Genomic DNA, 25601 nt, shown 5'->3' on the forward strand with positions numbered 1-25601 from the left:
ATTATATATGACTTCTCCGAACACTCTGATTTTCGTCGACCTCATGTCAGACGATCCGGTCAAGGCCGGAAAATTCTATGCAGCTGTCATGGGCTGGGAAGACGATGTTCGAATGGATGGCCAGTTCTGCCGCATGGTGCCAGGCGGGAACTTCAAAAACCCCGACGGATCTGACAGCGAGATCGGGAACCTGCATATCGGAATTGGGGATGTCGCAAACTTGCGCCCGAATCCTGACCCCGCTGGCGTGGATCCGCGCACCTTGTCTCCGTTTGCGAGGTCATCCCGCCTGTGGGTGTTAGTGAGCGAAGACGACTCTGTCGACAGGATCATGACCGCCGCAGTTGAGCATGGAGCGGAAGTTCTGTGGCGGAACCATTACTGGAAAGAGTTTAATGGTTTCAATGACGCATTCCGTGATCCTTGGGGGAACGAAATCATCCTGTGGAGGAAAGGTGGCGTCGATCCCGTTATTCCGGAAGGCTATACGAGCGAGTGACCGAAGTGATGGGAGCGGATGTGGCCGGGAAACCGGGAAGTGCTAGCCGGGCAGGAGTGGTTGTAGCTGCAACTGTCGGCAACATTGTCAGCACCACTCCCGCCATCAGTGCCGTCTTCAGCCTGTTCCTGATCCCTATTTCAACAGAATTCGGATGGCCACGGGCAGTGGTGTCGGGCGTGCTGCTTCTAACTGCGGTGATGTCCGCCATCATCTACCCCTTGGCTGGTCGGCTGTCGGATCGTTGGGGATCTCGCCGAGTTATACTTGTTGGAAACGCGCTTTTCGCTCCGGCGGTTGCGGGTTTGGCTCTGGCCGATGGTTCAGTGGTCCAATTTTACTTGTTGTTCGCCATCGTAGGAGCGGCTGGAGCAATCCCATCGACACCAGCCTATTCCAAAGTCATATCCGAATGGTTCGATGAGAAGCGGGGGCTGATGCTCGGCGTAGCCGCGGGATTCGGCAACGGCGTCGGATCAACTTTCATGCCCATCGCGGCTGGTCTGATGCTCGTCCAGTTCGGGTGGCGCGGCGCATACATTGGCATCGGTTTGATCGTATTCTGCCTGGGCTTTCCAACGCTTCTCGCCTTGCTGAGGGATGCGCCGGGGAGGGTAGAGGAAATCAAACTCCGCGAGCGACAGCTTGATGTGCCAGACATCCCTGCGGCTCCTCTGCCCGGCGTCAATCTCGCAGAGGCAACTTCAACTCGGACATTCTGGATTTTGATGGCGGCAGTCGCGCTCGGAGCGGGCTGTATGACTGCCATCTTTACCCATGTGGTTCCGATGCTCATGGATCGAGGTATCGTTGTCCAGCAGGCCACACTTGCAATCAGCATCTTCGCGCTGGTCACAGCGGGATGGCAGGTGGTGACGGGATATTTGCTCGATAAATTTTACACGCCGATTGTCGCGGTACCCATGTTCGCGGCTGCGATATTGGGTCTTTTATGCTTTCAGTATAGCCAGTCTATGGTCGTGATATATTTTGGCGCGGCCTTGATGGGAGTTGGGCTTGGCGCAGAGTTCGGTTGTCTGTCCTATTTTGTGTCTCGATACTTTGGTCTCAAAGCCTTCGGTATGATCATCGGCGTGTACTACTCCGTGGTCATTATATTTCAGGGTGGCGCACCAGTTCTTATGGATGTGGGATTTGATGTGACGGGCAGTTACGAGGCGTCGGTGTGGGTGCTGACTGTTCTGTTGGCGGTCGGGGCTGCGCTCATCCTCCTGTTGCCTGCGTTTGACATACAGCGACCCTCCGCATCACTGGAGGCATCTGCGTCATGAGCAAACTGGACATTCTTGGAAGCGTGAATTTGGACATAGTTTTGCGAGTGCATGACCTTCCGCGACCGGGTGAAACTGTGCACGCGATACAATCTGAACGGTATCTTGGCGGCAAGGGCGCCAACCAAGCGGTGAGCGCCGCCCAAACGGGTGCCGATTTGCGGTTTCGCGCCTGTGTAGGCGACGACGAGGATGGCGAATGGCTTGCTGCGCAATTGGCCGCACACGCGGTGACGCCTGCAGACGTAGAAGTCATTGCCGGTGAAGCGAGTGGACGCGCCTATGTATGCGTTGATCAGGCCGGCGAAAATCTCATCATCGTACATGCTGGCGCAAATGACCGTTTGAGCTTAACGGCTGAACCGGTTGAGCCAAGCCGAGTTGCGCTTGCCCAACTGGAAACGCCTATCGCTTCGACCGTAGACTTTTTCCGGACACACCGGGACCGGGGAACAATCACAGTACTAAACGCCGCCCCAGCTGTGGCTGAAGCCCGAGATTCTCTTTTCGCGCTAACAGACATCCTTATCCTGAATGAATCCGAGTTGGCCTTCTACGCCGGAAGAGAGGTCCTGCCAGAAGATGTCGAAGATATTACAGTGCTTGCGAGAGAGCTTATTGCTCACAAGGACCAGGTCATTGTTCTCACCTGTGGTGCTGCCGGTGCTTTGGCTATCACCCAAGATGGGCTCGACTTCACACCGGCTCGCCTCACGAAGGTTCGCGACACAACGGGGTCGGGCGATTGCTTTTGTGGCGCGCTTTGTGCGCGATTGGCAGCGGGAGCTGAACTTGACCAAGCGATCTACTTCGCCTCGGTCGCGGCGTCCTTGTGCGTGGAAAAGAACGGCGCAGCTGCATCAATGCCAAGTCTGGAAGACGTTGAGCTTGCGATTTTTGAAATGACCGCAGCGGAGGTATCAGGATGAAAACCTGGCTAATAACAGGCGTCGGGAAAGGTTTGGGAAAAGACCTGGCTGAGACGGTCCTGCAACGCGGAGATCGGGTTGTCGGCACAATGCGGTCCGAACGCGATGCGCAAATCTTCGCGGAAACTGATCCGCAACTTGCCGTGCCGATTTTTCTGGACGTCACACACTTTGACGACATCCGTGAAACGATCAACGAGGTCGAGAAGCGTTTTGGCCAAATCGACGTGCTCGTGAACAATGCGGGCTATGGGCTCACCGGTGCGATCGAGGAGACGCCGCTGGACAAGATCAAGGCCTTGTTCGAGGTCAACGTGCTCGGCGCGGTTGCCATGATCCAGGCGGTGCTGCCGGGCATGCGCCAACATCGAAGCGGCCATATCATTAACATCACGTCGGTGAGTGGTCTGGCACCTTGGGCGGGAACTGGAATATATGGAGCCAGCAAATATGCGATGGAGTGTATTGGGCAGACACTCGCTGATGAGGTCCAGCCCTTGGGTATCCATGTGACCAATGTGGCGCCGGGTGGCATGCGCACCGATTTTTCAGGTGGATCGCTGGATTCGGCCCCGCCGAGTATATCGGACTATGATGGCACGGCGCATTTGGCTCATGGAGTTCTGACGGAAGGCAAAGGAAAGGAACCGAGTTCCCCCACGAAGATTGCGCACGCCATATGCGAGATGACAGAAATGGATGTTCCACCCACGCTGCTCGTCTTGGGGAGTGATGCCTATAAGTACGCTATAGGTCACTTAGCGAATTTGAGTGACGGCATCGAAGCGTTCAAAAATGTCAGCTTGGCCGTCTCTGCAGACGGCATGTGAGAATTCCGATGACTTCATTACCGTCAGAAAGAATTTGTGTGACACCGGGCAAGACCGCGTCATCCTTCCATTCTAGCATCTCCAGGATGCAAAACCCCGTAAACCGAGTTTGGAGATCATCATGAGCACGATGGAAACATGTGAGCCTGTCACCAGCGCCGCTGCGTGGAGGGGTGACCAGATCAAGGCGGGCGAAGATTGGATCTACCATTTGTCTCCGGTTCAGATCGCAGAGCTTGAGGATCTGGGTGCAAAGTTCGTCGAAGACGACCCAGACTTGCGGTTCGTTCAAGCCTCTGAATATCCGCTGAAAGCATGTGCCGACGCGATCGCGAAATGGGGAAGTGATGTAGATACAGGTCGCGGGTTTGTGCTCGTTCGTGGATTGAGAACACATCTCTACTCGGACGCACTTTCATCTGCGATTTATTACATTCTCGGCCTGCATATGGGTGATCCGATCCGACAGAACGAGATGGGCGACCTGCTGGATCACATTTATGCAACCTCCGACAAGACGATGGATGATCCAACCGCGCTGTCGTCCAAGGTTCGTGACAAGCTGGTCTTCCACTCCGACAGCTCGGATGTCGTGGCCCTGATGTGCTTGAGGCCTGCAAAAGCCGGGGGGGCATCCTGCCTCGTTTCGGGCGCCGAAATTTATAATGAGATCTTGCGACGCCGGCCGGACCTGGCGCCGCTTCTGCTTGAGCCTTTCCACTGGGACTGGCGCCGGCAAGACCACAATGCGCCAGCGAACACTTATACCTCGCCGATCATCAGCATCGAAGAAGGCGTGTTCAGCATGTATGCGGGCTCGTTGTACATTCTGACGGCTCAGGATTATCCCGGCGTCCCGCAGTTGAGCGACGCGCAGAAAGAGGTGCTGGAGCTGTTTGACGAGATCACATATGAACCTGGCATGGCCATCGAGATGGATTTCCGCCCCGGTGATATTCAGTGGCTCTCCAACTATGGCGCTTTGCATTCTCGAACCGAATTTTTCGATTTCCCGGAACCACAACGCAAGCGTCACCTTTTGCGGCTCTGGCTGAGCCGGGATGCAGGACGACCTGTCGTCGAAGGATTTGGAAAGAATGGAGTTGTCCAGGTTCGCGAAAAGCCGCGCGAGGGTGCAGACGATGACAATGCGGGGAAATTCAAGATTGCGGACGCCGCTGTTCCACGAATGATATCCTGAGGTATCCGAGCAATCGGAACGCCGCGCGTAGCCGTTAAAAACAGAGGATGACCTGAATGCCGCAACTACGCATCGTCAAAAGATCCGGAGAAGAAGCGATCATCGACGCAACCGCTGGACATAGTGTGATGGAAGCCATCACCAATTCGGGCGTAGAGGACATTGCTGCGATTTGCGGAGGAGCATGCGCGTGCGCGACCTGTCACGTGTATGTGGCGGAAGAATTTGGCGAGCTTGCCGGAGCCGCTTCGGAATCCGAGCGCGAATTGCTGGACTTTTCAGATAATGCACGTCCGCAATCGCGGCTATCTTGCCAGATCATCATCACCGAGGCCTTGGCAGGTTTGCGAGTGGAAGTGGCGCCGGAAGAAGATTGAGCAAATGCGCTCTGAATCGAGCCGATCAATAGTTGAGGCGCGAATAGTCAAGAATGCTGGGTAAATGTCGGGTGATATTCCAGTCAGGAAATGAGGGAAGTGAAGCATGTCTCAGCAACTGGTGCCAACAAAATTCGATCTGCCGTCCGACGTTGGAGGCAAGGATCTTGGCATCTTTATGCCAATTGCGAATGGCGGATGGATTTTGTCGAAGAATAAGCCAGAACTTGATGGGTCGTATGCCTACAATCGTCAGGTGGCGGTTCTTGCCGAGAAGCATGGATATGATTTCATCATGTCTATGGCAAAGTATCGCGGCTATGGCGGTGAAACCGAGCACTGGAATTCAACGCTTGATGCGACCGTGACAATGGCTGCACTCGCGGAGGTGACTGAGCGGGTAAAGGTCTGGACGACGGTTCATACAATTCTTCAGAACCCCGGCACCGTGGCCAAGATGATTGCAACGCTGGACCAGGTCACCAAAGGCCGAGCCGGCCTGAATGTGGTGACCGGTGCCTACAAGGGCGAGTTCTCGCAGATGGGTATGTGGCCGGAAGGCGTCGATCACGACGCCCGGTACGATCTCGCCAAGGAATGGATTCAGGCGATCAAGGCCCTTTGGACCCAGCCATCGGTGACGATGCAGGGGGATTATTTTCAATTGGAGGACTGTGTGTCCAACCCCAAACCATCGACCAAACCTTTCTTGGTTTGTGCCGGTTCGTCGGAAGTGGGCATGCGCTTCAGCGCCAATGAAATGGACGCCATTTTTCTCTCCGGCGATGTACCTGAAAAGCTGGCGCAGTCGAGTAACAAGGTAAAGGGCATCGCGGCTGATATGGGGCGTTACATCCGCACATATGCCATGCAGACCATCGTGCTGGGCGAGACCGACGCGGAAGCCGAGGCGACCGCCCTGCATTACCGGGAAGGCTTGGATGAAGAAGCCTTACGCGGAATGATGCGTGCTTACGGCTTTCTCGACGCAGAGATTGGCGAGGAGAATGCTTTCGTGAAAAAGGCACGCTCATCCTTTATGGCGCCTCATGTGGCTGGCTCGCCAGACACTGTTGTCCAGAAAATCGGTGAGTTGCTGGAAGTTTCGGGAATTGATGGGCTCATGCTGATCTTCCCGGACTATATTTCTGCCATGCCTCTGTTTGCTGAACACGTTATGCCGAAATTGCGGGCGAAGTTTCCTGCGCTTGCCGGGGCCGCGTAGATGACATCGTCGCTTTCTGTTGATGCGCTTCCGCATGTCGATCCAACCCTCTTGAAGGGGATCATTGCGCCAGCGCGAACAGCTCTTTTGTTGATTGATGTGCAGGTTGACTTCGTATCGCCGGATGGCGTGATCGGAATGGCGGGCGTTGATATGTCCGGTATCAACTCTGCCATCGACAAGATGGAAACATTGCGTGCTGTAGCCAAGGTGCAAGGAGCAGCTGTAGCTTTCGTCCGAGTGGTTACGCGGGAGGAAACAGATTCCACTGCCCTCAAGAATCTATATGCCCGGCGCGGACGTCCTGGCCAGCATGCAATCTGCCGTGCAGACGAGCCAGGTTCCGACTATTATCGACTGTTCCCGGAGGACGGAGACATCGAGATTGAGAAAGTCTTGTTTGATGGCTTCCATGGAACGGATTTGGAGGAGCAGTTGCGCGCACGTGAAATCGACACAGTATTGGTCGCGGGCGTGACGACTGATTGCTGCGTGGACCAGACCGCGCGCTCGGCGTTCCATCGAAATTTCAACGTGATAGTGGTGTCTGATGCATGCGCGGCTTATGAAGATGCGCTGCACGCCGGGGGGTTGTTGGCGCTCGAAAAGAACTGCGCTTTGCTGGCAGATACTAAGACGGTTCTTTCTGCTTGGAGCGGTATTTCGGACGAGGCCTGACAAAGCAGCTGCTGAGACAACTTTGCATTCTGCTCGAAGATTAAAAAATCAGTTCGCATGCCGTCAATAATGCACCGCCAACATGTGCGATTGTATGGTCGTGGTGGACGTCCGGCATCAGGCCGTATCTGATCGACGTCTCGCACCTTTTTGAAGGGAAGCGGGCATGTATCGAAAATGGATAATCTTTGCGGTTGTCGTTGCCGGCTTTTTTGTCTTGAATGCGAGTACATTTGCTTCTCTTGGGGTCGTTTTGTTCGTCATGGCGGATGATCTCGGTTGGTCTTACACGTCCGCTGGTTTGAGTTTCACGATTCTGGGGTTGGCCGTGGGTTTGACCAGCTTCCTGCCAGCCATCCTGTTGCAGCGGATCGGCGCGCGCCTGACTTTCTGTTTCGGGTTTTTCTGCGTCGCCTTGGGTTTTGGGCTGGCCAGCGCCAGCCAGGGGCTTGGCATGTTCTTCGCGGCAATGTGCCTTGCGGGAGCCGGATTCTCTCTGGCCGGGAACGTCACGGCCGTCTGGCTGATCGGTGAATGGTTTCCGGAGCATACTGGCCGCATGATTGGTCTCTATCTCATGCTGGGAGGAATTGGAGACATTATGGGTCCCAGCCTCAGCCACTACATGATGGAATGGACAAATTGGCGTTTCAATTGGATGCTGCTGGCTGTCATCTGCGGCGTTCTCATCCTTGTTGGTGGAGCATTCATCACAGAGCGCCGAGACGTATCCGGGGGCGAGGCGAGGACTGACAACTCGCGCGGGCCCGACGATGCAAAAGAAGTCGACGGGGCTATTCCATCCTGGAGAGTGGCTATCGGACGGCCTCTGTTTCTGATCATAGCGGCCGCCATCACGTTCAATCTCGCCTGCGTTACGACGGTGCATTCCATTGCTGTGAGCCACTTGAAGCTTCTTGGCCTGTCTCCAGCTGTCGGGGCCTTGGGGCTCAGCTTCATGGCGTTCGTATCGCTCGCGTTCAAAGGACTGGCAGGTCCGCTCTGTGAGCGGTTCTCGTCCCGCCACATGTTGGCATTGAGTATGGCGCTGCAGGCTGTCGGGGTCGTCATGTTTGCTGTCGCGACCAACCCGGCCCTTGTTCTGGTGTCATCACTGATGTTTGGCGCTGGCTGGGGTATCACTGTTGTCGCAACCATGGTTTTGCTTGTGGACTGCTTTGGGCGGGTAATTGGTGCACAATTGCTAGGCGCGTCTCACCAGATTTCGTCTATTGCTGCCTTTGGCCCGTTGGCAGCTGGAATGGCAGCTGACAAAATCGGCTCATTCGCGCCCGTCTTCTTTGCGTTCGCGGTGGCCCTTGGTGTGCTGGCTTTGATTATACAGGTTCTTCGCGACCCTGGAATGTTGAAGCCTTCTCAGGCGTTCACTCGACCGGTTTAGAATGCGGCAAGAATAACCATTGTTCGATCATTTTGCACGGCCTGTCCAGCGAGGTGGTGGGCTGCGTTTGTGGGTGTAGAGAATAGGTGTTAAGTGCCAATTTTGAAGAGTTTTCAATTATTTTGGCGCTGGAAATCAAGTCAGACCCAAAACCCGGACATAGCGTAGGGTATCGCAAATTCTGTGATTTCTGCAGCTTGAGGGATAATGTCATGGGTCGGAACAAAAAAGTCATTTTGAAGTATAGCGTCGCATGTGCGGCAATGAGTTTGGCCTTTATTCAGGGTGGAAGCGCGTTTGCGGACGATGCTGCTGGTGATGACGATTCGGTTCGTAATATGAACCAAATTACCGTTTACGGAGAAAAGCGCGAAACTACTCTCCAGGATGCGCCAATCGCATTGAGCGCGATCACGAGTGATATTCTTGACCAGGCTGGCATTACGGACCCCAGCCAATTGAATGGCTATGTGCCTGGCCTGATGATCACCAAGAGTGGTGGGTCCGAGCGCATCGTGACAATCCGGGGAGTGGGCCAGCAGACGCCAGAAAACTTTGCAACCATTCCGGGCGTCTCCTTTCATGTAGATGGTGCGTTCCTGCCGAATTCAATCGCGTTGAATATGGGCTTTTTCGACGTTGACCGCATTGAGGTTCTGAGAGGTCCGCAAGGCACCGTGTTCGGGCAGAGCTCAACGGGCGGATCGATCAACATTATCACCAAGCAGCCGACCCTTGATGAGTACAAGGGCACCTTCAAGGCAACGCTCGGCGACTACAATTACGTCCAAGGGTTTGCGTCTTACAACGTCCCCATCGGTGAAACGGCAGCTATTCGCGGCTCCATTCAGCAAACGTCCCATGATGGCTATGCGACTGCCACCAGCGTAGATGGCGGATATGAGCTCGATGATGCCGACAATGAGCACTATCGCATCGCGGGGCTTTGGGAGCCGACAGACAAGCTGTCCACGACGCTTTCCTATACGCTCTACAATGACAAGCATAATGGTGGTGCCTTGAAGAATCTCGAGGATCCAAACCCCGACATTCGAGAGCTAACACAGGACTTCCCCGCCAAGTTCAAACTGCGTTCAGAGTTGGCGACGTTGAACGTTGCTTATGAACTGCCGTTCGCGACACTCAAGTCGGTGACAAGCTATCAAGATCTGACGCACGACCAGTCATTCGATGCTGATCGGTTGGATATTGCGACATATGGTGGATATGACCATGTTGCGACTTGGGCGACAGATGCCGAGACCTTCATGGAAGAGTTGACGATCAGCTCACTGCCGGAGGCCCCAATTGACTGGATCGCGGGTGTTTTTTACTCCAACACAGATTCCGCTCAATACGTGGTCGAGTATCGTGAGTTGGGGGTCACCTCCATTCCGCCTCTACCTGTACTTCCGAAGGATACGCCTCAGTCGGCAATCCCGGGTAATCTGGCTTATGAAAACATCTCCTCGGTGAACCGGGAATCCATCGCCCCATTCTTTCAGGCGACGGTGCCAATCATGACAAATCTGAACGCCACCATCGGCGCTCGCTACAATGATGATAAATATGAGGGCGAAGGCGCTTCCTATTACTCAACTCCTACTCAGAGCTCTTTCGATACCCAGACTTGGACTGGGAAAGTCGGGCTGGACTATGATCTTTCCGAAGACTCCATGCTGTATGCGAGCTTGTCGCGAGGGTACAAGCCGGGTGGCCTGAACGGAGGCTCCTCTGGTGCACTGACCGTGTCAACGACTTATGATGAGGAAGTCGTCGAGGCGATTGAGTTCGGTTCGAAGAATACTTTCCTGGATGGGCGCGCGACACTGAACGCTTCCATCTTCTTCAACCAGTATGAAAACATGCAGTTCATTGAAGAGGATCCGATCCCTTATTCGGGTGGCATCGGGAATATTCCTGAAGCGGAGACTTATGGTCTGGAACTCGAAGGTAGCTATCTGGCATTTGATGACCAGCTGATGCTTGGCGGTAATATGGCTTTGCTGGACGGCGAAGTTACAGCGGACTACGAAGCGTTGGATCGTCGTTTGGCGGATATCGCTGCTGCGTCGGCCGAGGCGTCCGGTACGATTTATCCTTGGACCTTCGATTGGTTCCTGGCGCGCCAATCCGCTGCGGTGCAAGTCAATGGCAACACGCCACCAAATCTGGCTGACTTGACGTATAATCTGTATGCTGCTTGGTTCCAGCCGATTGGCGATCATGGAGAGCTCACGTCTCGGATCGAGAATGTGTATGTGGGTGAATACGAAGCTCGTATCTTTAATACGGACGGAGCCGACGATGTATCTTCCTACAGCCTCTGGAATGCCTATTTCCAATACAAGCCGAATGAGGGTCCTTGGTACGTTTCTGCTTCTGTGACAAACATCGCGGATGAAGAAGGGGTGTCTGGCCGGTTTGTGGATCCATACTCCAGTGGAACGGTTAGTAATGAGTATGTGCCACCGCGCCAGCTGCTCGTTACGTTTGGCTTCGAATTTTGATCCAGACACTATGCTAATCGAAACGAAAGGTAACTGACGTGTCAGACTTTGACGGTGACAAGGACTATAGTAGTTTTACAGCCAAACGGGTGACACCCTATCTTGGCGCAGAACTTGAGGGCATAGACCTGACGAAGCCCTTGTCACCGGCTCAGGCTGATGAACTACGGGATGCGTTGGCCCGGTTTCAGGTGATATTCTTCCGGGACCAGCCCATCAGCCATGACGCCCATAAGGATCTGGGGCGGCTATTTGGACCGTTGGCTATCCATTCGGCCGTTGCGGGGATTGACGGGCACCCGGAGATCGTCGCCATCCATGCGGATGCGGACTCCAAATATGTTGCCGGTGAAGGGTGGCATTCTGATTTAAGCGCGGATGAGGCTCCTCCTCTTGGAAGTATCCTCTACCTGCACACGATCCCGAAAACGGGCGGGGACACAATGTTCTCCAGCATGTACAAGGCCTATGATGCGCTGTCTGATCGGATGAAATCCTATCTTGAAGGGCTTGAGGCGGTCCATGATGCCAATCCGGTATATCATGCTCTGTTCAAAGATTATGACAAGCGGTATCCGGTCGCGACGCACCCGGTTATCCGCACCCACCCTGTCACCGGAAAGAAGTGTATTTTCGTCAATTCGTCTTACACGACCCGGATTGAGGGCATTCCTTCAGAGGAAAGTGATGCGCTTCTCAAGTTTCTGTTTGACCATGTCAAGAACCCGAACTTTCAGGTGCGGTTTCAGTGGCAACCACACTCGATTGCTTTCTGGGACAATCGTGCCGTTCAGCATCTGGCGGTGTGGGATTATTTTCCAGAGGTTCGGTCCGGCTACAGGGTGACAATAGCCGGCGACAAACCATTCAGCGGCACACTTCAAAATCGAAAACTGGAGACAGTTGCAGCAACTGTTTGACCTCTGATTCATCGCGGTAGTGCGAGTTAATTGTGACGACCGTTCAAAACTACCGTGAAGCTGCTCGATGCGTCTCGGTCCACAACACACAGTCCAGACCCAGCAGGGGCCAATAGGTTCCCTGCCGGGTCTGATGTGGATTGACGTGCGCGAGTCGCACCAACTACGCGCCGACCACTTCTGGAAGAGCTTTGCAGAACCGCTCTACATCTTTGATCTTTCCCATCGAAACTCGCGTCCATTCAGTATAGTCCATATATTGTCCGCGAACGGATATGAGCTTTGCCGCCATGGCCTTCTGAACATCATTCGCTTCTTTACCAGACTTGAAGTAAACGAAATTGGTCTGGGACGGTAGCCGCTCAAGACCGAGCGTATCGATGGTCATGTTCACCATCTCACGAGCTTCAACAATTTTCTGTTTCGAATAGGCTATGAACGCCTCATCCTGGTAGGCGCCTATAGCGGCAGCATAAGAAGTGCAGGGAGACCATGACATGACGACACCTCTGATTTTCTCCGCCGTTTCAGCGGATGAAATTGAATAGCCCATGCGCAATCCAGCCATACCAAAAATCTTCGAGAAGGTGCGTGTCACAATGACATCGTGGCCTTCATCGATCAGCCCGATACAGGTATTGCCTTCGGGATCATCGGCGAGCTCCATGTAGGCTTCGTCGACCAGAACCGTCGTTTTTGCAGCCATGCGCTTCACCGCCGATTTCAGCGTTGCCGCGTCTGACACCATACCCGTAGGATTGTTGGGATTACACAGCTGGACGATGCCTGTTTCTGATGTGACTTTCGCCTCGATCGCCGCGAGGTCCACGCTCATATCGGCTGCAAGTGGCACCCGATCGATGCTTCCGACGCCTTGGTTGACGGCATACAGAGCAGTCGTATCCCAGAAAAGACGGGGGGCGACAATTGGGCCCGTCTTGCCGTAGATCATCGCGATAGCGCTGAGCACCTCGCCGGATCCGGTGGTCAGAACGACTTGCTCAGGTGTAACACCATTCTTGTCCGCGATGAGCTGTGCAAGCATCTGAATGGCCTCAGGCGAGGTGTAGTACGCGCCCTTATTGGCTGCGTACTCTACCATCTTCAATGCAGCTTTGGAGGGGCCGTATGGGTTCTCGTTGCGGGAGAGCAGTGCCACTCCTTCCTTGGGCCCCAGCAGATACGGGTCCGGCGTAGCAGTCGCGGGAAAGGCGCCTTGTGTTTCGGCTGCTGTGGTTGCGCAACCGGCAAGGCTCGCCGTGGCGAGTCCGCCCGCCATCAAGAACCGTCTCGATACGTCAAATGCCATTTTCATTTCCTTCCTGATTTCACTTTTAACTCAACGCGTTTGCTCTTGCTTCACCCCGTATCAGGTGAACGAATTCCATAGAACGATTGCGGATGTTGCAACCAAGTATACTCCGAACACTCGTTTCAAGGCAGGCCCGTTCAATGCGTGGGCAGCCCGCGCGCCGAGTGGCGCGGTAATGAACGACATTGCCGTGATGGCAACGACAGCGAGAACATTCACATATCCAAAAGAGCCAACGGGTAGCTGGCTGGCGCCTAACCCCAGAAGCGCAAATCCGATTGTGCCGGGGACTGCGATGATTACGCCAAACCCGGAGGCCGTCCCGACAGCCTGGTGTATGGGACGACCACACATGGTCATGGTAAGTATGGCAATCGTTCCGCCACCGATGCCTAACAGAGCCGAGAAACCTCCGAGAAAGGAAGCAAGCCCGGCTAAAGCTACCCCTTTGGGCATTTCGTTAGACAGTTTTACATCCTTCAGAACGGGCATGATGAAGTGCAGGCCCATCAGAAAAACACCAATCGAGAAAACCCACTTCAAAGATCTGCCATCCATGAATTGGGCCAGAATGATGCCACCGATGACACCCACGAGCAGCCAGGGTGCCCAGTCCTTTATTATTTGAAGGTCGACGGCACCCCGTTTGTTGTGGGCGTGAACCGATCGGGATGAGGTAACAATAATGGTGGCCAGCGATGTGCCGATGGCCACATGTGTCAGCACTTCGCCATCTACGCCGAAGAAGCTGAAAACCAGAAGCAAAGCAGGTACCACGACGAACCCGCCGCCAATTCCAAATAATCCTGCAACAAAGCCGGCGATCAAACCGGCGATCATCAAAACACTGATTAGCTGTGCCAATTGCAATGGATCGTATTCAAGTCCCAGCATTAAAGGTCCAGTTCTGAAAAGAATGAGTTTCGATGATGAAGTAGGTGTGGGGGGCGCCCGGGAGCGCTCCCCAACTCCAAGTAAACCTGTACGGTGGCTCGGCAGGTAAACATCAGAATGTCGCTGATGCCTTGACGTAGTAATAGCCACCTTGCCAGTCGACAACCGAGTCAGATCGATAGATCCGTCCACAGCATGTTTCGCCAATCGCCGCGTCGCCCGCATCTGGATAGTTATCGAATGCGTTTCTTACACCAGCGGACAGGGTAAGGGCATCGTCGACTTCATAGGATGCTTCGAAATCGAACAGGATTTCTCCGTCCCATTCCTGGATATCGGCGAGGGTTGATGAAGCCGCGTTTTCGTATCCACCATAATAGTTGGCGCGACCGAGGAGGCTGATCGGACCAGCTTGATGGAGTACGGTGAACACGCCCCGCCAGTTGGGCGTGCCATTCAGGAAATCGAACTGGCTCTCGTCATTGAAGAGTGCATCCACATCGCTATCGAATTCGGTCTTGTTGTAGTTGACCGACCCTGTGAAGCTTGTGTTTTGCCCATTCGCCCACGGCATGGTGTATGTTGCCACGATGTCGACGCCAGATGTGGTCGTATCGAATGCATTGGTAAAATAGAACACGCCGCCAATCGATTCAGCACCGGTAACTCCGGCTGCGACGAGTGCAAGATAGTTGTCATACGCTGTCCCTGAAGCCGGATCGCTTGAAACGTCCTGTGTGGAGATTGCGTTGACTCGATCGGCGAGATCGATCTGGTAGAAGTCGACTGTCAAACTCATGTTCTCGAAGTTCGAGGTCATGCCGAGTGTGTAGTTTGTGGATGTCTCAGGTTCGAGAGGTGTCGCTCCCAGTGCCTTGGCCACTGGTCCACTGGCCGGGAAAAGACCAGTCGCTACCGGGAAGCCATTGGGCAGTCGGGTAGAGACGTTAGTGGTACCCTGCTGTCCCGGCGTCGGCGCGCGGAAACCGGTGCCGATCGAACTGCGAAGCGCCAGGATGTCATTGATTTCGTAGCGGCCGGCAATTTTCCAGACGGTTTCAGCATCAAAGTCTGAATAGCTTTCGTAGCGCAGAGCGCCTTGCAAGAAGAGTTTCTCAGTGACATCCGCACTCAGATCCGCATAGACCGAATGGGAGTCCCGCGTATAGTCTTCTGAAAAGGCAGGTGAATAACCAGGAAAGCCATTCGATCCTACACCGACGACCTGGTATACGGGATCATCCGGATCGGAGCAGTCGAGCGTGGATCCTGCAGCCATGACCGCCACACCGGCCGCAGTCGGAGCCATGGAATCGCAGAAGCCGAACGGGTCTGCACCGGCAAACGGACCATCTTCATAAGACGCCTTGTCACCCTCGACCAGTTCATAGGACTCGTCCAGATAACTAAGGCCCATTGCGAACAGGAGCGGGCTCGCAAGCCCGACTTCGAATTCCTTCGAGAAGTCAGCCTGAATTTGTGCCTCTTCGTTGATCAGGTCTCCAGGACGGAACACGGTTGGCGTGTCGGGGCCCATCGACGGGTTGATCGTATTTGCCAGCGTATACTCGATTTCGTTATGTCCGTAACGCGCGCTAAGGTCATAATCGAACCCGGCAATGAGGCCTCGCAAGCCACCAACGAAGGAATAGTCAGTTACATCACCGAAGAATCGCGGGGTGAAACCACCCGGGAAAATCTCCAGCGGCGAATAAATTGATCCATCTTCAAGTCGCAAGTCTTCAATCGTACCGTTACCGGGATAGCGATAGAAGAAGCCGCCATCTGATTTGCTGCTGGAATAGTTGCCGAAGGAATAGAGTTCGGCTGTGTCGTTGATCGTGTAGGCGGAGTTGTAAAATAGCCGAACGGCTTCGCTGTTGGGTTGGCCCCAGGGTTGAACGGCGCCGAAGTCACCAAGTGACGCAGACGGGACGCCTTCGATGAACTCGGGCGTGAGGCTGGCCGCGTAACCGGCTGTGGGATCGAAGTCCGGATTGCTCGGGTCGAGACAGAACCAGGACTCACAATACTGTTCGCTTCGACTGGTCGCGTCCGCCTTGCTGACTTCACCGGAAACGCTGAGGAAACCTTTCCCACCCAGATCGAAGCCGTAATTGCCCGATACCGTGTATTGGAAGCCATCACCTTCATAATACTGGCCGACATCGACGCTGACCGAACCACCTTCCGAATTGTCTTTGAGCAGGAAGTTGATGACTCCAGCAATAGCATCCGACCCGTATTGCGCCGCGGCGCCATCCCGGAGGACTTCGATGCTTTTGAGGGCAGAAGCCGGAATGGTGGCCACGTCCGGGCCTTGCGTTCCAGATCCACCAATGGTCACGAGTGCGGCGCGATGGCGCCGTTTCGAGTTCACCAGCACAAGCGTCTTGTCTGTTGGCAAGCCACGCATTTCAGCGGGGCGGACAAAAGAACTACCATCAGAAATTGGCTGGCGAGTAAGGGAATAGGATGGAATGAGTGTTTTCAGAACATCATTCGTGTCCGTGAACGGCACCGCGCTGAGTTCATCTTCACTTAGAACATCAATTGGGACAGGCGAGTCCTGGATGGAGCGAGGTTTCCCGCGAGACCCCGTTACCGTGACCGCTTCCTGAACCGAGACATCATCTGTCTCTCCCTCTTGGGCTTGCGCCGCTGTGATCATGGAAAGGCTGACTGTGGCGAAGGCACACGACAGTAGTTGTGTTCGCAGTTTGGATACTTTCATAGTGTATGACCCCTCTATTCGCCGCACGACGAATATGATTTGACCGCCTGAGGACGGACTGGAAATCGAATACCAGGGCACAGCAAAGGCGCTGGTGATCGAGTCGGTTTTGAGAGGCCCGCCTTTGGACCAAGGCAGCTATCTGCTGCAGAAGACACCCCCTTGTGCCTTCAGAACTGAAGCCCGCCTTTGGGCTTGAAGAGAAGCTTTTCAGGTCAAAAAAAAGCTGGGTAGCGGAACGTATTCTGCGATGATGAATGAACACAGTTTGCCAGATTTTCACGCACCCTCGCTCAGCTTAGGTGAAACTTCGAGCAGTGAGGTTGGTTCAAGCCAGCCAGGCTGGTATCGTCACATCAAGGCAACAAGTCCGATAGTGAGATTACAGCATCGCAGACGCTTTTCAGAGATTTTCCTTGGCGCATGGCCGTGGACCGGAGTGACTGATAGGCTTCCTGCTCGCTCATGCCGCGGGTTTGCATCAGAAGGCCTTTTGCGCGTTCCACAGTCTTTCGCGCGGCGAGGTTGTCTTTGGATTTCTGCAACTCACCCTGTAGCGTCGACACGAGTTTGTGGCGTTCCAAGGCGATTGTGATCAAGGGACCTATTCGCGAGGCGTTGAGTCCATCCACCACGAACGACGTCACCCCACCCCGAATGGCCTGCGGTGCACGGTTTTCGTCGTCACGCTTCACGAACCAGAGGATAGGAAGCTGGGTTGATGCTGCCAGACGCTCGCTGATCGATATCTGTTCGGGGCCCGCTGACTCTGACGAAAGAATTAGCAGGTCGGCTCTGATTCCTTCAAGCTCGGTGGCTATGCTTACGAAAGAGAATTCATCAAGCAATCTTATCGTGAAGCTTTCTGGTAAACCCTCCAGTATATTAGCGACATCGTCCTGTGCGTTGGCGACAACAAGCACAGACAGTGCTGATAAATCGGCTCGGTCCGGCATGTTCAATGCAGTCTCCCTCCTAATCTCACATGATAGAAAGGGGCTGTTTTTCCAAATCTCTTAGTTTGAATAGCAATCAAAACTGCATTTTCCGCGCCTTTGAGCAAGAAAAGGACAAGTCTGCCTGTTGTTTGATGTCCTCAGGAAGTCGTTTTGATACAGTGTATCTAAGAAGCATGACAGCACAGGCCCGCGGTACGATGCGGAAAGTGTCAATTGACTTGCCCTCAAACTCCAGCGCGTGGTCAACCAAGTCGGAGAGAATGCTGCGCTGTCCCGCGCTTGCGCCGAAGAGTTCGGTTCCCTGTTGAGAAGCTGGCTCAGACAAGCCGTTTTCGGAAGCGGGCGGAGATGAGGTCGAGCGCCATTACGGTCAAAAAGATTACCAGCAACATGGTGCCAACGCGATCATACTGGAACATGTCGAACCGGCCTTTCAATTCCTGTCCGATGCCCCCTGCGCCTACAAGGCCGATCACCGTGGCCATGCGTATGTTTCGATCGAGAATGTAGAGGGAGAGGCCAGTATAGCTCGGCAGAACTTGGGGGAGGACGGCGATCCTGAGGATGGCGAAATCGCTGGCTCCGGTGGCCTTCAGCGCCTGTTGAGGGCTTTTGTTCGCTGCTTCAATATCTTCGGCGTAGAATTTTCCTAGAAAGCCTATGCTGTGAAATGACAGGGCCAATATACCCGCAATCGGACCGAACCCAAAAGCAAGCACGAGGAACAGTGCGCTGATCAGTTCGGGTATTGAGCGAAGCAGGGACACGAATGATCGCGCCGCGCCGTAGATGAACGGATGGGGTGAGTAATTACTGGCGCATAGCCACGCCAGCGGTAGGCTTGCCAGTATGGCAGTCAGGCTGGCCCAGATTGCAATTTCGATTGTCTCAACCATCTTGCCGAGCACGAAGAGAAGATATCCAATTGGCTCGACGAGAAACTGCCGCTCGGACACTTTCGTGGTCATTTGCAATGTGTCCGGATCAAGCTCGGTTGTTTCAACCTCTACCGTCTCAATGTGCGCCAGGAAGGGCAATCTGGATTCATCCAGTCTATCCATCAGGTCTGTGGGGCGACGGTCTGAGATGGCTATAGGGAACATGTCGCGAGTTACACTCTCCATTCCCCTGCTGATTTGTGAACTTTCGCGCAGACCGACCGCCTCAAGCGCAAAGTCTCCAATCTGGCTGGCCATGCGATCCAATTGCATACGCTCTGCGGAGATGCTCGAGGCAATGATTATGAGGAGCAATACAAGTAATGATTTCCACCCGAAAGGCTGTTTTAGATGCCAAATGTGAGGTAGCGAGTGGTGCTCAGCATCCATCATCTCACGCAACCTCCCTTCGCAGGGTGGGTGAAGTATCGTCGATTTCAAAGATAGCCTGAACTGCGTCGCTAGTAAGAGCAGCTGGTGGTCCATCGAAAACGATAGTGCCATTGTTGAGACCGATGATCCGGTCCGCATATTCGCGAGCAAGATCGATTTGATGCAGCGAGCAGAGAACAGCTGCATCACGTTCCTGGGCCGCGCTCTTCAGTAGGTCCATTACATCCGCAGACGACCTGGGATCAAGGCTGGCGACGGGTTCATCGGCGAGAATGAGACTCGGATCGCACATCAATGCGCGCGCGATGCCCACGCGTTGTTTCTGGCCGCCAGACAGTTGGCCAGTACGCCGATTGGCATGATCTTCCGACAAGCCGACACGCGAAAGCAGGGCGCACGCTTTTTCTTGAATCAAGTGGGGATACAATTGAAGCGCGACGCGCCACCAGGAAAGCGCCGCAATGCTGCCTGACATCACATTTTGCGCTGTCGTCAGTCTGTCGGTCAGGCCAAAATCCTGATGCACCATTCCGACGTGACGTCGATGCTTTTTCGTAAGACGCACCCCGTGAAGCCGAATATCTCCGGAGTCTGCAGGCGCCAGCCCAACAATACACCTCAGCAAGGTAGACTTTCCTGACCCCGATGACCCAAGCAGAACGCAAAAGCAACCGGGTCTGAGGTCCAGCGAAAAATCAGTGAGGACTCTCGGACCGTCCTTGTACGACTTGAACACGTTGGAGAGTTTCAGCGCCGGGAGTGTGGACGCAGAAGTGGGTTGGTCTGTCATATCGGAAATTGTGCCGTGGTGAAAAGATATTAGCCGCGTTGAGCTGCGTCAGCCTTGCGCAGGATCGCGGCCATATAGTCGTCATCCAGAAAAGATGTCGCGGAGATAACGCTATCAAACAGGGTTTCGTCAACTTCGGTATTGTAGCGATCCACAGGCTTGCCGCCATATCCCCGAATGGCGGCAGGACCAATGCCTTCAGCCTCATGTACATTTGCCATGGCGCGCTTGAGTTTTGCTTTGATGTCTGCTGACAATGCGGTGTTCATCGCTATGGGTGGATTCGGGATTGGTTTCGATTTGGTGAGCACCCGGAATGCGCGTGGATCCAGGCTACCTTGGTTCACCGCACGTTCGAACGACACGAAAGACGCGCCTGCAGCATCTACCAACCCGTTCTTCAATGCCAACAGGCTGTTGGTGTGGCTTCCCGTGATCCGCAAGGCTGATAGATCCTTTAGCGGATCGAGCCCGTCGTCTCTCAACATGACAAGCGGATACGCAAAGCTGCTGGCGGAGTGACTTGATCCCAGTGCGAGCGACCCGCCGGAAAGATCGAATACAGAATTTATGTCGGAATCTGCCGCGACAAACAGACCAGCATAATAAGTGGATGCACCATTGCGTTCTTCGACAGCCAACAATTGCGCGCATCCACGGTCTCGCGCCTCTATATAGGAGGCCGGACCATACCAGACGACGTCTGTCAGGCCAGCGCACATGGCTTCTATCACGGCGGCATAGCTTTGCCCGGTACTGACGGTAAAATGCAAGTCACTGGATCGTGTAATAGCGTCAAACAATGGCTGAAAATCGGCTTTCGTACCGTCTTCCGTACCACCATCTGCGGGGATAAGCATGACGCGAAGAGGCTTTTGCGGGCTGCCGGCTTCCTGAGCGTGCGTTGTAAACGCGAGCATGGCGGTTAGCAGGAGAAGCGTTATGGTCGACAGAATGCGCATATCCGAGTTCCCAAATTCACCTCGCTGCGTATGAGCTTGGTGCGCCGCAGCATCGATAGTGAGAGACGTAGCATCGGCTTGTGACATTGGTGTTACGCAATTCATATATCCTTGATAATAATTGAGTAGAATTCAATTATAAGAGTGTGAAATCCAGAGGGGCGTGTATGTCTGAGAGCAAATCGAAGCGGAAAGTGGCGCCGAAGCGACGGTCTGATGTGGCGATAGTCGACAATGTCATGACGCGCATTCGAGTGCGGCATCCCTCGCTTGGGCCGAGTACGCGTTCGATTGCCGACTTCGTTCTCGCCAATCCCCGACAAGTGGTTGGGATGTCGGTTACCGAGCTGGCTGAAGCGACCGGTGCCAGTGATGGAAGTGTTATCAATTTCTGCCGCCAATTGGATCTTTCCGGTTTTCAGCAACTGAAGCTCAGCCTCGCCCAGGAAGTGGTGCAACCGGTTCAGTTCATTCATGAAGATCTGCAGCCGACAGATGACACGCCGACTGTGTGTCGGAAGACCTTCCATGCTGGGGTTCAGGCGCTGAAGGACACGCTCTCAATTTTGGACGCCGACGCCGTATCCGCAGCGGTGGATATTATTCGGGCAGCCAAGCGAGTTGAAATCTACGGAATAGGTTCATCCGCGCCCATTGCGGAAGATGCGCAGTATCGCATGCTGCGAATAGGTCTTGATGCGCGGGTGGTGGTGGACAGTCATGTCCAGGCCATCAGCGCGTCGCAAACGGGCCCTGATGTGGCGGTGCTGACCATTTCGCACTCTGGTGCAACGCATGAGACACTGGCCGCAACCAGATTGGCCAAGGATGCGGGCGCGAAGACGATCATCGTGACCAATTTTTCGAGTTCGCCGCTGCAGGCCTACGCGGATGTGAAACTTTTCACCATGGCTCGGGAAACCAAGTTCCGGACCGAGGCCATGACGAGCCGGATCGCCCAGCTATGCGTATTGGATGCGCTGATTGCAGCACTCGCGCTGGCCGATTATGACCGGGCAACCGAAACGCTTCGCAAGACCTTCGATGTGCTGTCGCTAAAGCGCTTCTAGCAGTATCTCAAACACATCCGGTGATTTGGCGGAGGTCAGGACCGCCTTGATTCCCAACGCGTTTGCGCCAGCGAGATCCGTTGCAGGGTTGTCACCCAACATGACAACCTGATCCGGTGACAGGTCAAGCGCCTGGCATCCCATCTGGAACAGATGTGGGGAGGGTTTTCCCACGACGTCTATTTTTGTTTCATCCAGTTTCACGCATGCTCTGATGGCCGCAAGCAGGGCGCCCGTTTCGGGCTTTATTTCCCCGTCTTTCCCGGGGTGGGTTTGGTCGGGATTGGCGACGATGAGGTGGCCCCCATTGCTCAAAGAGTTTACCGCGCGTTCCAGGCGGCGATAGGTGAAGCGTACATCGCGGAGCAGTACGACCACGTCTGCGGCTTCCTGAGCCAGGTCTATCCCCATTTTCTTGGCGGTTCCGCGCATGTGCGGATCACCAAGCACCATAACCTTTGCGCCAGCAAAACCTGTTGCGCGTTTGAGCGCCTCCATCCCCGCCAGGATGACTTGGTTGCGTTCCAATTGAATTTCGTTACAGGCCAGTATGTGCAAGAAGTCTTCTGGCGTACATGTGGAGTTGTTCGAGACAATCGCGGTGCGTGTTTGATTGGCGCGCAGGAAGTCTGCGGCCTCGGGCACCAACGTATTGCCGAGTGCGCAGCAGCCATCCCAGTCTACGAGAAACCCTTTGGCCGACCGGCCCATGTTGGCTATTTTTTCAGATCGCGGCGTAGCGAACGCGTAGGGCATATTCCACTCCGATGAAGGACAATTTGTTATTGAGAAATGCTCAATTATAAATCTTCGTTGAAGTAAATATCATTCACGCAATGTTTTTCGAATCTTCATCTAAGTGTCGCGTTCCGCCTCTAGAGCAGCCTCGTGGCAAGCGGCGTCAATCGCGCTCGGCCACAGCCCGCTGATGGTTGGCGGGTGTTGGGGTTAGATGGAGAGACCAGCGATGAGACTTGATAAGAACAGAAGTTTGAAATTCGGTTTGAGCGTCCTGATGGCGAGTGCGGCGATCCCGGCTGCTTTGGCACAGCAGGGAGACAGCAAGGAAGATTCCCGCCGCCTTGAGACTATTCGCGTCGAAGGCCAGACTGTCGATGCGTCCGCATCCGACATCGCTGTGGACTTCGCTGAATACGGCACACAAGTTCAGTTGATCAGTTCGGAAGAAATTGAAACGGGCGGGTTCACGAATTTTGGCGAATTGGCCTCAGGCCTGATCCGCGGTGCGAACATTGGCTATTCGCCGGACGAAGGCGAGTTCACCATTCGCATTGATGGCGGCACTGATCGCGATACCTTGTTGCTGGTCGATGGCGTCCCTTTCTTTGATCGCTCGTCTCCATTGGAAGATCTGTGGCCCGCGACAGCCATTGATCCGCGCATGATCGACGGTGTTGAAGTCTATCGTGGTGGCAACAGCCTCTATTTCGGATCCAATGGCGGCCTGGGCGTTGTCAGTGTGAAAACAAAACGTCCTGACGGCACTCAGAAGGGTGAATTCGGTGTCTATGCCGGTTCATTCAAAACCCGCGAGTATTATGGCAACATGTCGTTCCCTCTGGACAAGGCCGGCAAACACTCCGTGCTGGTCTATGGCCGCTCTTATGAGACGGATGCGCACGAACTCTTCGACGAGGAGGCCTATGGCGACAATGTGCTTGCGCTCGGCGGACGTCACGAATTCCCATACAGCTTCAATAGTCTGGGCATCAAATATTTGTGGGATATTGCACCTGAGACAGAGCTTCTGCTCGGTGCTTCGTACACGACGATCGATTTCAGAGACTCCTTCCCGCAAAGCACTATATTTCAGCCGAACTTCACAGAGTTCCCGATTTACACCGGCGAATTCAAGCATCGCTTCAATGACAAGCTCAAGCTGAATATCGAGGCGCACTATCAGGACCCTCAGCTCAAGAATAACGAGATTGATGCCCGTATCTGTCAGATCCCCCGCCTGTCGGATTTGCCGGAGGATATTCAAGCCATTGCTGCGGGTCAGGGGATTTCAAGCTTCTCTACAGCAACTGAGTTCGAAAGCTTCGCGGCAGGTATTTCCGGTCTCGCTGCGGGTTGTGTCACCAATCCTGTCGGGAGCGCGGGCAGCGCTTCTGATGATCGTCTGAATGGCGGTAGCAATTTCTACATCAATCAGGATCCAGACAGCCCGTACTTCGGCCAGCCTTACGGCACGCACCAGAATCCGTTCCCAATCGGCGCACCCATTGGATATGTCGTGCAATCTACCGCCAGCTTCGGCGATGGTGGTCTGACGAAAGGTTTCGGGACGACTGATCAGAGGGAGTCTGGTTATGTCGATTACGGTCTGAATGCACGGGCCACTTATACGGTCAATGAGTATATCGAACTCGTCGCAGGTCTCCAGAATACTACCTATAAAGACAATTCTGACGACTCATTCGGCGTCAAGGATGTCAAGCTCACGAGTACGGGTGTCTATGGCGACCTAAGGCTCTCCCTGCCAGTGCTGGATGGTTTCAGTGGGTCATTTGCCGCTCGTCAGGACTTCAACGACAATTTCGATGATCAGTCGATCTGGAAAGTCGGGCTGCGTCAGAACCTGGGATACGGTATCTATGCGCGGGGGTCTGGCGGCACGTCGTACAGTCTGCCGAAGATCGACGAAATCGGCGCATTCGGATCGGGCGCGAACATCAACCCTGGTCTGGAACCACAGGAAGTCAGTGCGTTCAACGTCGGGGCCGGTATCGATGGTGACATTTTTGGCGGAACCTACAATGTCGAGATTGGGTACTTTGAAACAGAAATCGAAAATCTTTTCTCCAGCCGGGCTATTGGTGCGGTCTGTTATGAATATGCCAATGATGTTGCAAACCCATTGTTCAACAATCTGAACAATGACACCGCAGCGATTGAGCAGAACCGTCGGAACATCATTCCGCCGAGCGAATTCTGCGCCACGGCTGCAGCGGGCCTGAATGATCCTGGCGAAACAGTTGCGGTGAACGCGCTGCGTCAGCAGGATATTGAAGGTTTTACGATTGACGTCGCTTTCGACTTTGATCAGTGGCAGGCAGACTTCAGCTATACTGATATGGAGTCGCTGGAGCCGAACCCAGTCTTTGGAACGATGGCGCGCCTGGATGGCTCCACTACCGACCTTGGCTTTGTCGTGCCGGGGAAGGCTGGAAGCGCGGAATATCGCCAATCTTCAGAACGTCCGGAGTGGACGCTGTCCGGCCTCATCACCTACACGCCAACAGACCGCTGGACATTTGCACTGAACCCGCGCTTGCAAGGGCCGGAATGGGCATATGCGGGCACCAGCCTGGCGCGCATGGTGGATGAGAACGGAAACCGAGTAGTCGAAGATCTGAACTTCGGTGACTATTTCGTCCTCAATGGATCCGTTCAGTATTTCCTTGGCGAGGAGAAGCAGCACCGTTTCCTCATTCGCGGCGTGAACTTGCTGGATGAAGAATATTACGAGCGAGCTTCCGGTGGCTCGGGCTATAGCCGGGACCGTGCCGTGGTGCGCGGAGAAGTGGGCCCGAACGACAGTGCATACTACCGCCAGTATGGGTGGAACGGCAAACCGCGTTCGTTCTGGATCCAGTACGAGTACTCGTTCTAGTCATCCAATGGTCTGACCCTGTGTGAACAGGGGCAGGCTCGCCCCGATT

21 protein-coding genes are annotated in these 25601 nt (G+C 54.4%); 13 read left to right on the forward strand and 8 right to left on the reverse strand.

Annotated elements, in window-relative coordinates; translation table 11 throughout:
• Positions 1–7 precede the first annotated feature (7 nt).
• The 11 genes from B2P82_RS01535 (at position 8) to B2P82_RS01585 (ending at position 11863) form a co-directional block, all read left to right on the forward strand.
• Complete coding sequence (locus tag B2P82_RS01535) at positions 8–499, forward strand: VOC family protein (RefSeq protein WP_290494641.1); 492 nt, start codon at positions 8–10, stop codon at positions 497–499.
• The gene (locus B2P82_RS01540) at positions 496–1791 is read left to right on the forward strand and encodes an MFS transporter (protein ID WP_290494643.1); all 1296 of its coding nucleotides are present in this window, start codon (positions 496–498) and stop codon (positions 1789–1791) included. The genes B2P82_RS01535 and B2P82_RS01540 overlap by 4 nt, the downstream gene beginning before the upstream one ends.
• Positions 1788–2720 (forward strand): ribokinase, encoded by a 933-nt coding sequence (locus B2P82_RS01545; RefSeq protein WP_290494645.1) that lies wholly within the window; start codon positions 1788–1790, stop codon positions 2718–2720. The genes B2P82_RS01540 and B2P82_RS01545 overlap by 4 nt, the downstream gene beginning before the upstream one ends.
• Positions 2717–3550, forward strand: a complete 834-nt coding sequence (locus B2P82_RS01550) for an oxidoreductase (protein WP_290494647.1) — start codon at positions 2717–2719, stop codon at positions 3548–3550. The genes B2P82_RS01545 and B2P82_RS01550 overlap by 4 nt, the downstream gene beginning before the upstream one ends.
• Positions 3551–3671: 121 nt before the next feature.
• Positions 3672–4751: a TauD/TfdA family dioxygenase gene (locus B2P82_RS01555; protein ID WP_290494650.1), complete on the forward strand. Its 1080-nt coding sequence runs from the start codon at positions 3672–3674 to the stop codon at positions 4749–4751.
• Positions 4752–4807: 56 nt separating this feature from the next.
• Positions 4808–5128 (forward strand): 2Fe-2S iron-sulfur cluster-binding protein, encoded by a 321-nt coding sequence (locus B2P82_RS01560; protein WP_290494652.1) that lies wholly within the window; start codon positions 4808–4810, stop codon positions 5126–5128.
• 106 nt (positions 5129–5234) lie between these two features.
• The gene (locus B2P82_RS01565; RefSeq protein WP_290494654.1) at positions 5235–6353 is read left to right on the forward strand and encodes an LLM class flavin-dependent oxidoreductase; all 1119 of its coding nucleotides are present in this window, start codon (positions 5235–5237) and stop codon (positions 6351–6353) included.
• A gap of 51 nt (positions 6354–6404) precedes the next feature.
• Entirely contained in the window at positions 6405–7031 is a 627-nt protein-coding gene (locus B2P82_RS01570) for a cysteine hydrolase family protein (protein WP_290494656.1), read from the forward strand.
• Between the two features lie 166 nt (positions 7032–7197).
• Positions 7198–8433 (forward strand): MFS transporter, encoded by a 1236-nt coding sequence (locus tag B2P82_RS01575; protein ID WP_290494658.1) that lies wholly within the window; start codon positions 7198–7200, stop codon positions 8431–8433.
• Between the two features lie 212 nt (positions 8434–8645).
• Positions 8646–10943: a TonB-dependent receptor gene (locus tag B2P82_RS01580; protein WP_290494660.1), complete on the forward strand. Its 2298-nt coding sequence runs from the start codon at positions 8646–8648 to the stop codon at positions 10941–10943.
• A gap of 38 nt (positions 10944–10981) precedes the next feature.
• On the forward strand, positions 10982–11863 hold the full coding sequence (locus B2P82_RS01585) for a TauD/TfdA dioxygenase family protein (RefSeq protein ID WP_290494662.1): 882 nt from the start codon (positions 10982–10984) through the stop codon (positions 11861–11863).
• Between the two features lie 163 nt (positions 11864–12026).
• On the opposite strand, the gene B2P82_RS01590 is transcribed toward B2P82_RS01585, so the two are convergent.
• The 7 genes from B2P82_RS01590 to B2P82_RS01620 all read right to left on the reverse strand — a co-directional run bounded on the left by B2P82_RS01590 (position 12027) and on the right by B2P82_RS01620 (position 20845).
• Positions 12027–13172, reverse strand: coding sequence for a pyridoxal phosphate-dependent aminotransferase (locus B2P82_RS01590; protein WP_290494664.1), 1146 nt, complete (start codon positions 13170–13172; stop codon positions 12027–12029).
• A gap of 60 nt (positions 13173–13232) precedes the next feature.
• Entirely contained in the window at positions 13233–14069 is an 837-nt protein-coding gene (locus B2P82_RS01595; RefSeq protein ID WP_290494666.1) for a sulfite exporter TauE/SafE family protein, read from the reverse strand.
• A 112-nt stretch (positions 14070–14181) separates the two neighbouring features.
• Positions 14182–16803, reverse strand: coding sequence for a TonB-dependent receptor plug domain-containing protein (locus tag B2P82_RS01600; RefSeq protein WP_290494668.1), 2622 nt, complete (start codon positions 16801–16803; stop codon positions 14182–14184).
• Positions 16804–17159: 356 nt separating this feature from the next.
• On the reverse strand, positions 17160–17759 hold the full coding sequence (locus tag B2P82_RS01605; protein WP_290494752.1) for an ANTAR domain-containing response regulator: 600 nt from the start codon (positions 17757–17759) through the stop codon (positions 17160–17162).
• Positions 17760–18079: 320 nt separating this feature from the next.
• Positions 18080–19015, reverse strand: coding sequence for a phosphonate ABC transporter, permease protein PhnE (gene phnE / locus B2P82_RS01610; RefSeq protein ID WP_290494670.1), 936 nt, complete (start codon positions 19013–19015; stop codon positions 18080–18082).
• A 79-nt stretch (positions 19016–19094) separates the two neighbouring features.
• Entirely contained in the window at positions 19095–19883 is a 789-nt protein-coding gene (locus B2P82_RS01615; RefSeq protein ID WP_290494673.1) for a phosphonate ABC transporter ATP-binding protein, read from the reverse strand.
• Between the two features lie 29 nt (positions 19884–19912).
• On the reverse strand, positions 19913–20845 hold the full coding sequence (locus B2P82_RS01620; RefSeq protein ID WP_290494674.1) for a phosphate/phosphite/phosphonate ABC transporter substrate-binding protein: 933 nt from the start codon (positions 20843–20845) through the stop codon (positions 19913–19915).
• Positions 20846–21012: 167 nt separating this feature from the next.
• On the opposite strand from B2P82_RS01620, the gene B2P82_RS01625 reads away from it, so the two are divergent.
• Complete coding sequence (locus tag B2P82_RS01625; protein ID WP_290494675.1) at positions 21013–21915, forward strand: MurR/RpiR family transcriptional regulator; 903 nt, start codon at positions 21013–21015, stop codon at positions 21913–21915.
• Here the strand turns inward: B2P82_RS01625 and B2P82_RS01630 are convergent.
• A complete protein-coding gene (locus B2P82_RS01630) occupies positions 21901–22671 on the reverse strand; it encodes an HAD-IIA family hydrolase (RefSeq protein WP_290494677.1) in 771 nt (256 codons plus the stop codon). The two genes, B2P82_RS01625 and B2P82_RS01630, sit on opposite strands and share 15 nt — an antisense overlap.
• A 211-nt stretch (positions 22672–22882) precedes the next feature.
• Here B2P82_RS01630 and B2P82_RS01635 point away from each other — a divergent pair, with 211 nt between their 5' ends.
• Positions 22883–25552: a TonB-dependent receptor plug domain-containing protein gene (locus B2P82_RS01635; RefSeq protein WP_290494679.1), complete on the forward strand. Its 2670-nt coding sequence runs from the start codon at positions 22883–22885 to the stop codon at positions 25550–25552.
• Positions 25553–25601: the final 49 nt, after the last annotated feature.

It is taken from the genome of Hyphomonas sp. UBA4494, assembly GCF_002388935.1.
In the GTDB taxonomy this organism is placed as follows: Bacteria; Pseudomonadota; Alphaproteobacteria; order Caulobacterales; family Hyphomonadaceae; genus Hyphomonas.

Coding starts and splice junctions, on each gene's coding strand:
- B2P82_RS01555 (WP_290494650.1), top strand. CDS start 3,672: ATGAGCACGATGGAAACATGTGAGCCTGTCACCAGCGCCGCTGCGTGG.
- B2P82_RS01630 (WP_290494677.1), bottom strand. CDS start 22,671: ATGCCCTACGCGTTCGCTACGCCGCGATCTGAAAAAATAGCCAACATG.
- B2P82_RS01600 (WP_290494668.1), bottom strand. CDS start 16,803: ATGAAAGTATCCAAACTGCGAACACAACTACTGTCGTGTGCCTTCGCC.
- B2P82_RS01550 (WP_290494647.1), top strand. CDS start 2,717: ATGAAAACCTGGCTAATAACAGGCGTCGGGAAAGGTTTGGGAAAAGAC.
- B2P82_RS01560 (WP_290494652.1), top strand. CDS start 4,808: ATGCCGCAACTACGCATCGTCAAAAGATCCGGAGAAGAAGCGATCATC.
- B2P82_RS01590 (WP_290494664.1), bottom strand. CDS start 13,172: ATGGCATTTGACGTATCGAGACGGTTCTTGATGGCGGGCGGACTCGCC.
- B2P82_RS01620 (WP_290494674.1), bottom strand. CDS start 20,845: ATGCGCATTCTGTCGACCATAACGCTTCTCCTGCTAACCGCCATGCTC.
- B2P82_RS01635 (WP_290494679.1), top strand. CDS start 22,883: ATGAGACTTGATAAGAACAGAAGTTTGAAATTCGGTTTGAGCGTCCTG.
- B2P82_RS01565 (WP_290494654.1), top strand. CDS start 5,235: ATGTCTCAGCAACTGGTGCCAACAAAATTCGATCTGCCGTCCGACGTT.
- B2P82_RS01575 (WP_290494658.1), top strand. CDS start 7,198: ATGTATCGAAAATGGATAATCTTTGCGGTTGTCGTTGCCGGCTTTTTT.
- B2P82_RS01625 (WP_290494675.1), top strand. CDS start 21,013: ATGTCTGAGAGCAAATCGAAGCGGAAAGTGGCGCCGAAGCGACGGTCT.
- B2P82_RS01535 (WP_290494641.1), top strand. CDS start 8: ATGACTTCTCCGAACACTCTGATTTTCGTCGACCTCATGTCAGACGAT.
- B2P82_RS01595 (WP_290494666.1), bottom strand. CDS start 14,069: ATGCTGGGACTTGAATACGATCCATTGCAATTGGCACAGCTAATCAGT.
- B2P82_RS01615 (WP_290494673.1), bottom strand. CDS start 19,883: ATGACAGACCAACCCACTTCTGCGTCCACACTCCCGGCGCTGAAACTC.
- B2P82_RS01580 (WP_290494660.1), top strand. CDS start 8,646: ATGGGTCGGAACAAAAAAGTCATTTTGAAGTATAGCGTCGCATGTGCG.
- B2P82_RS01545 (WP_290494645.1), top strand. CDS start 1,788: ATGAGCAAACTGGACATTCTTGGAAGCGTGAATTTGGACATAGTTTTG.
- B2P82_RS01605 (WP_290494752.1), bottom strand. CDS start 17,759: ATGCCGGACCGAGCCGATTTATCAGCACTGTCTGTGCTTGTTGTCGCC.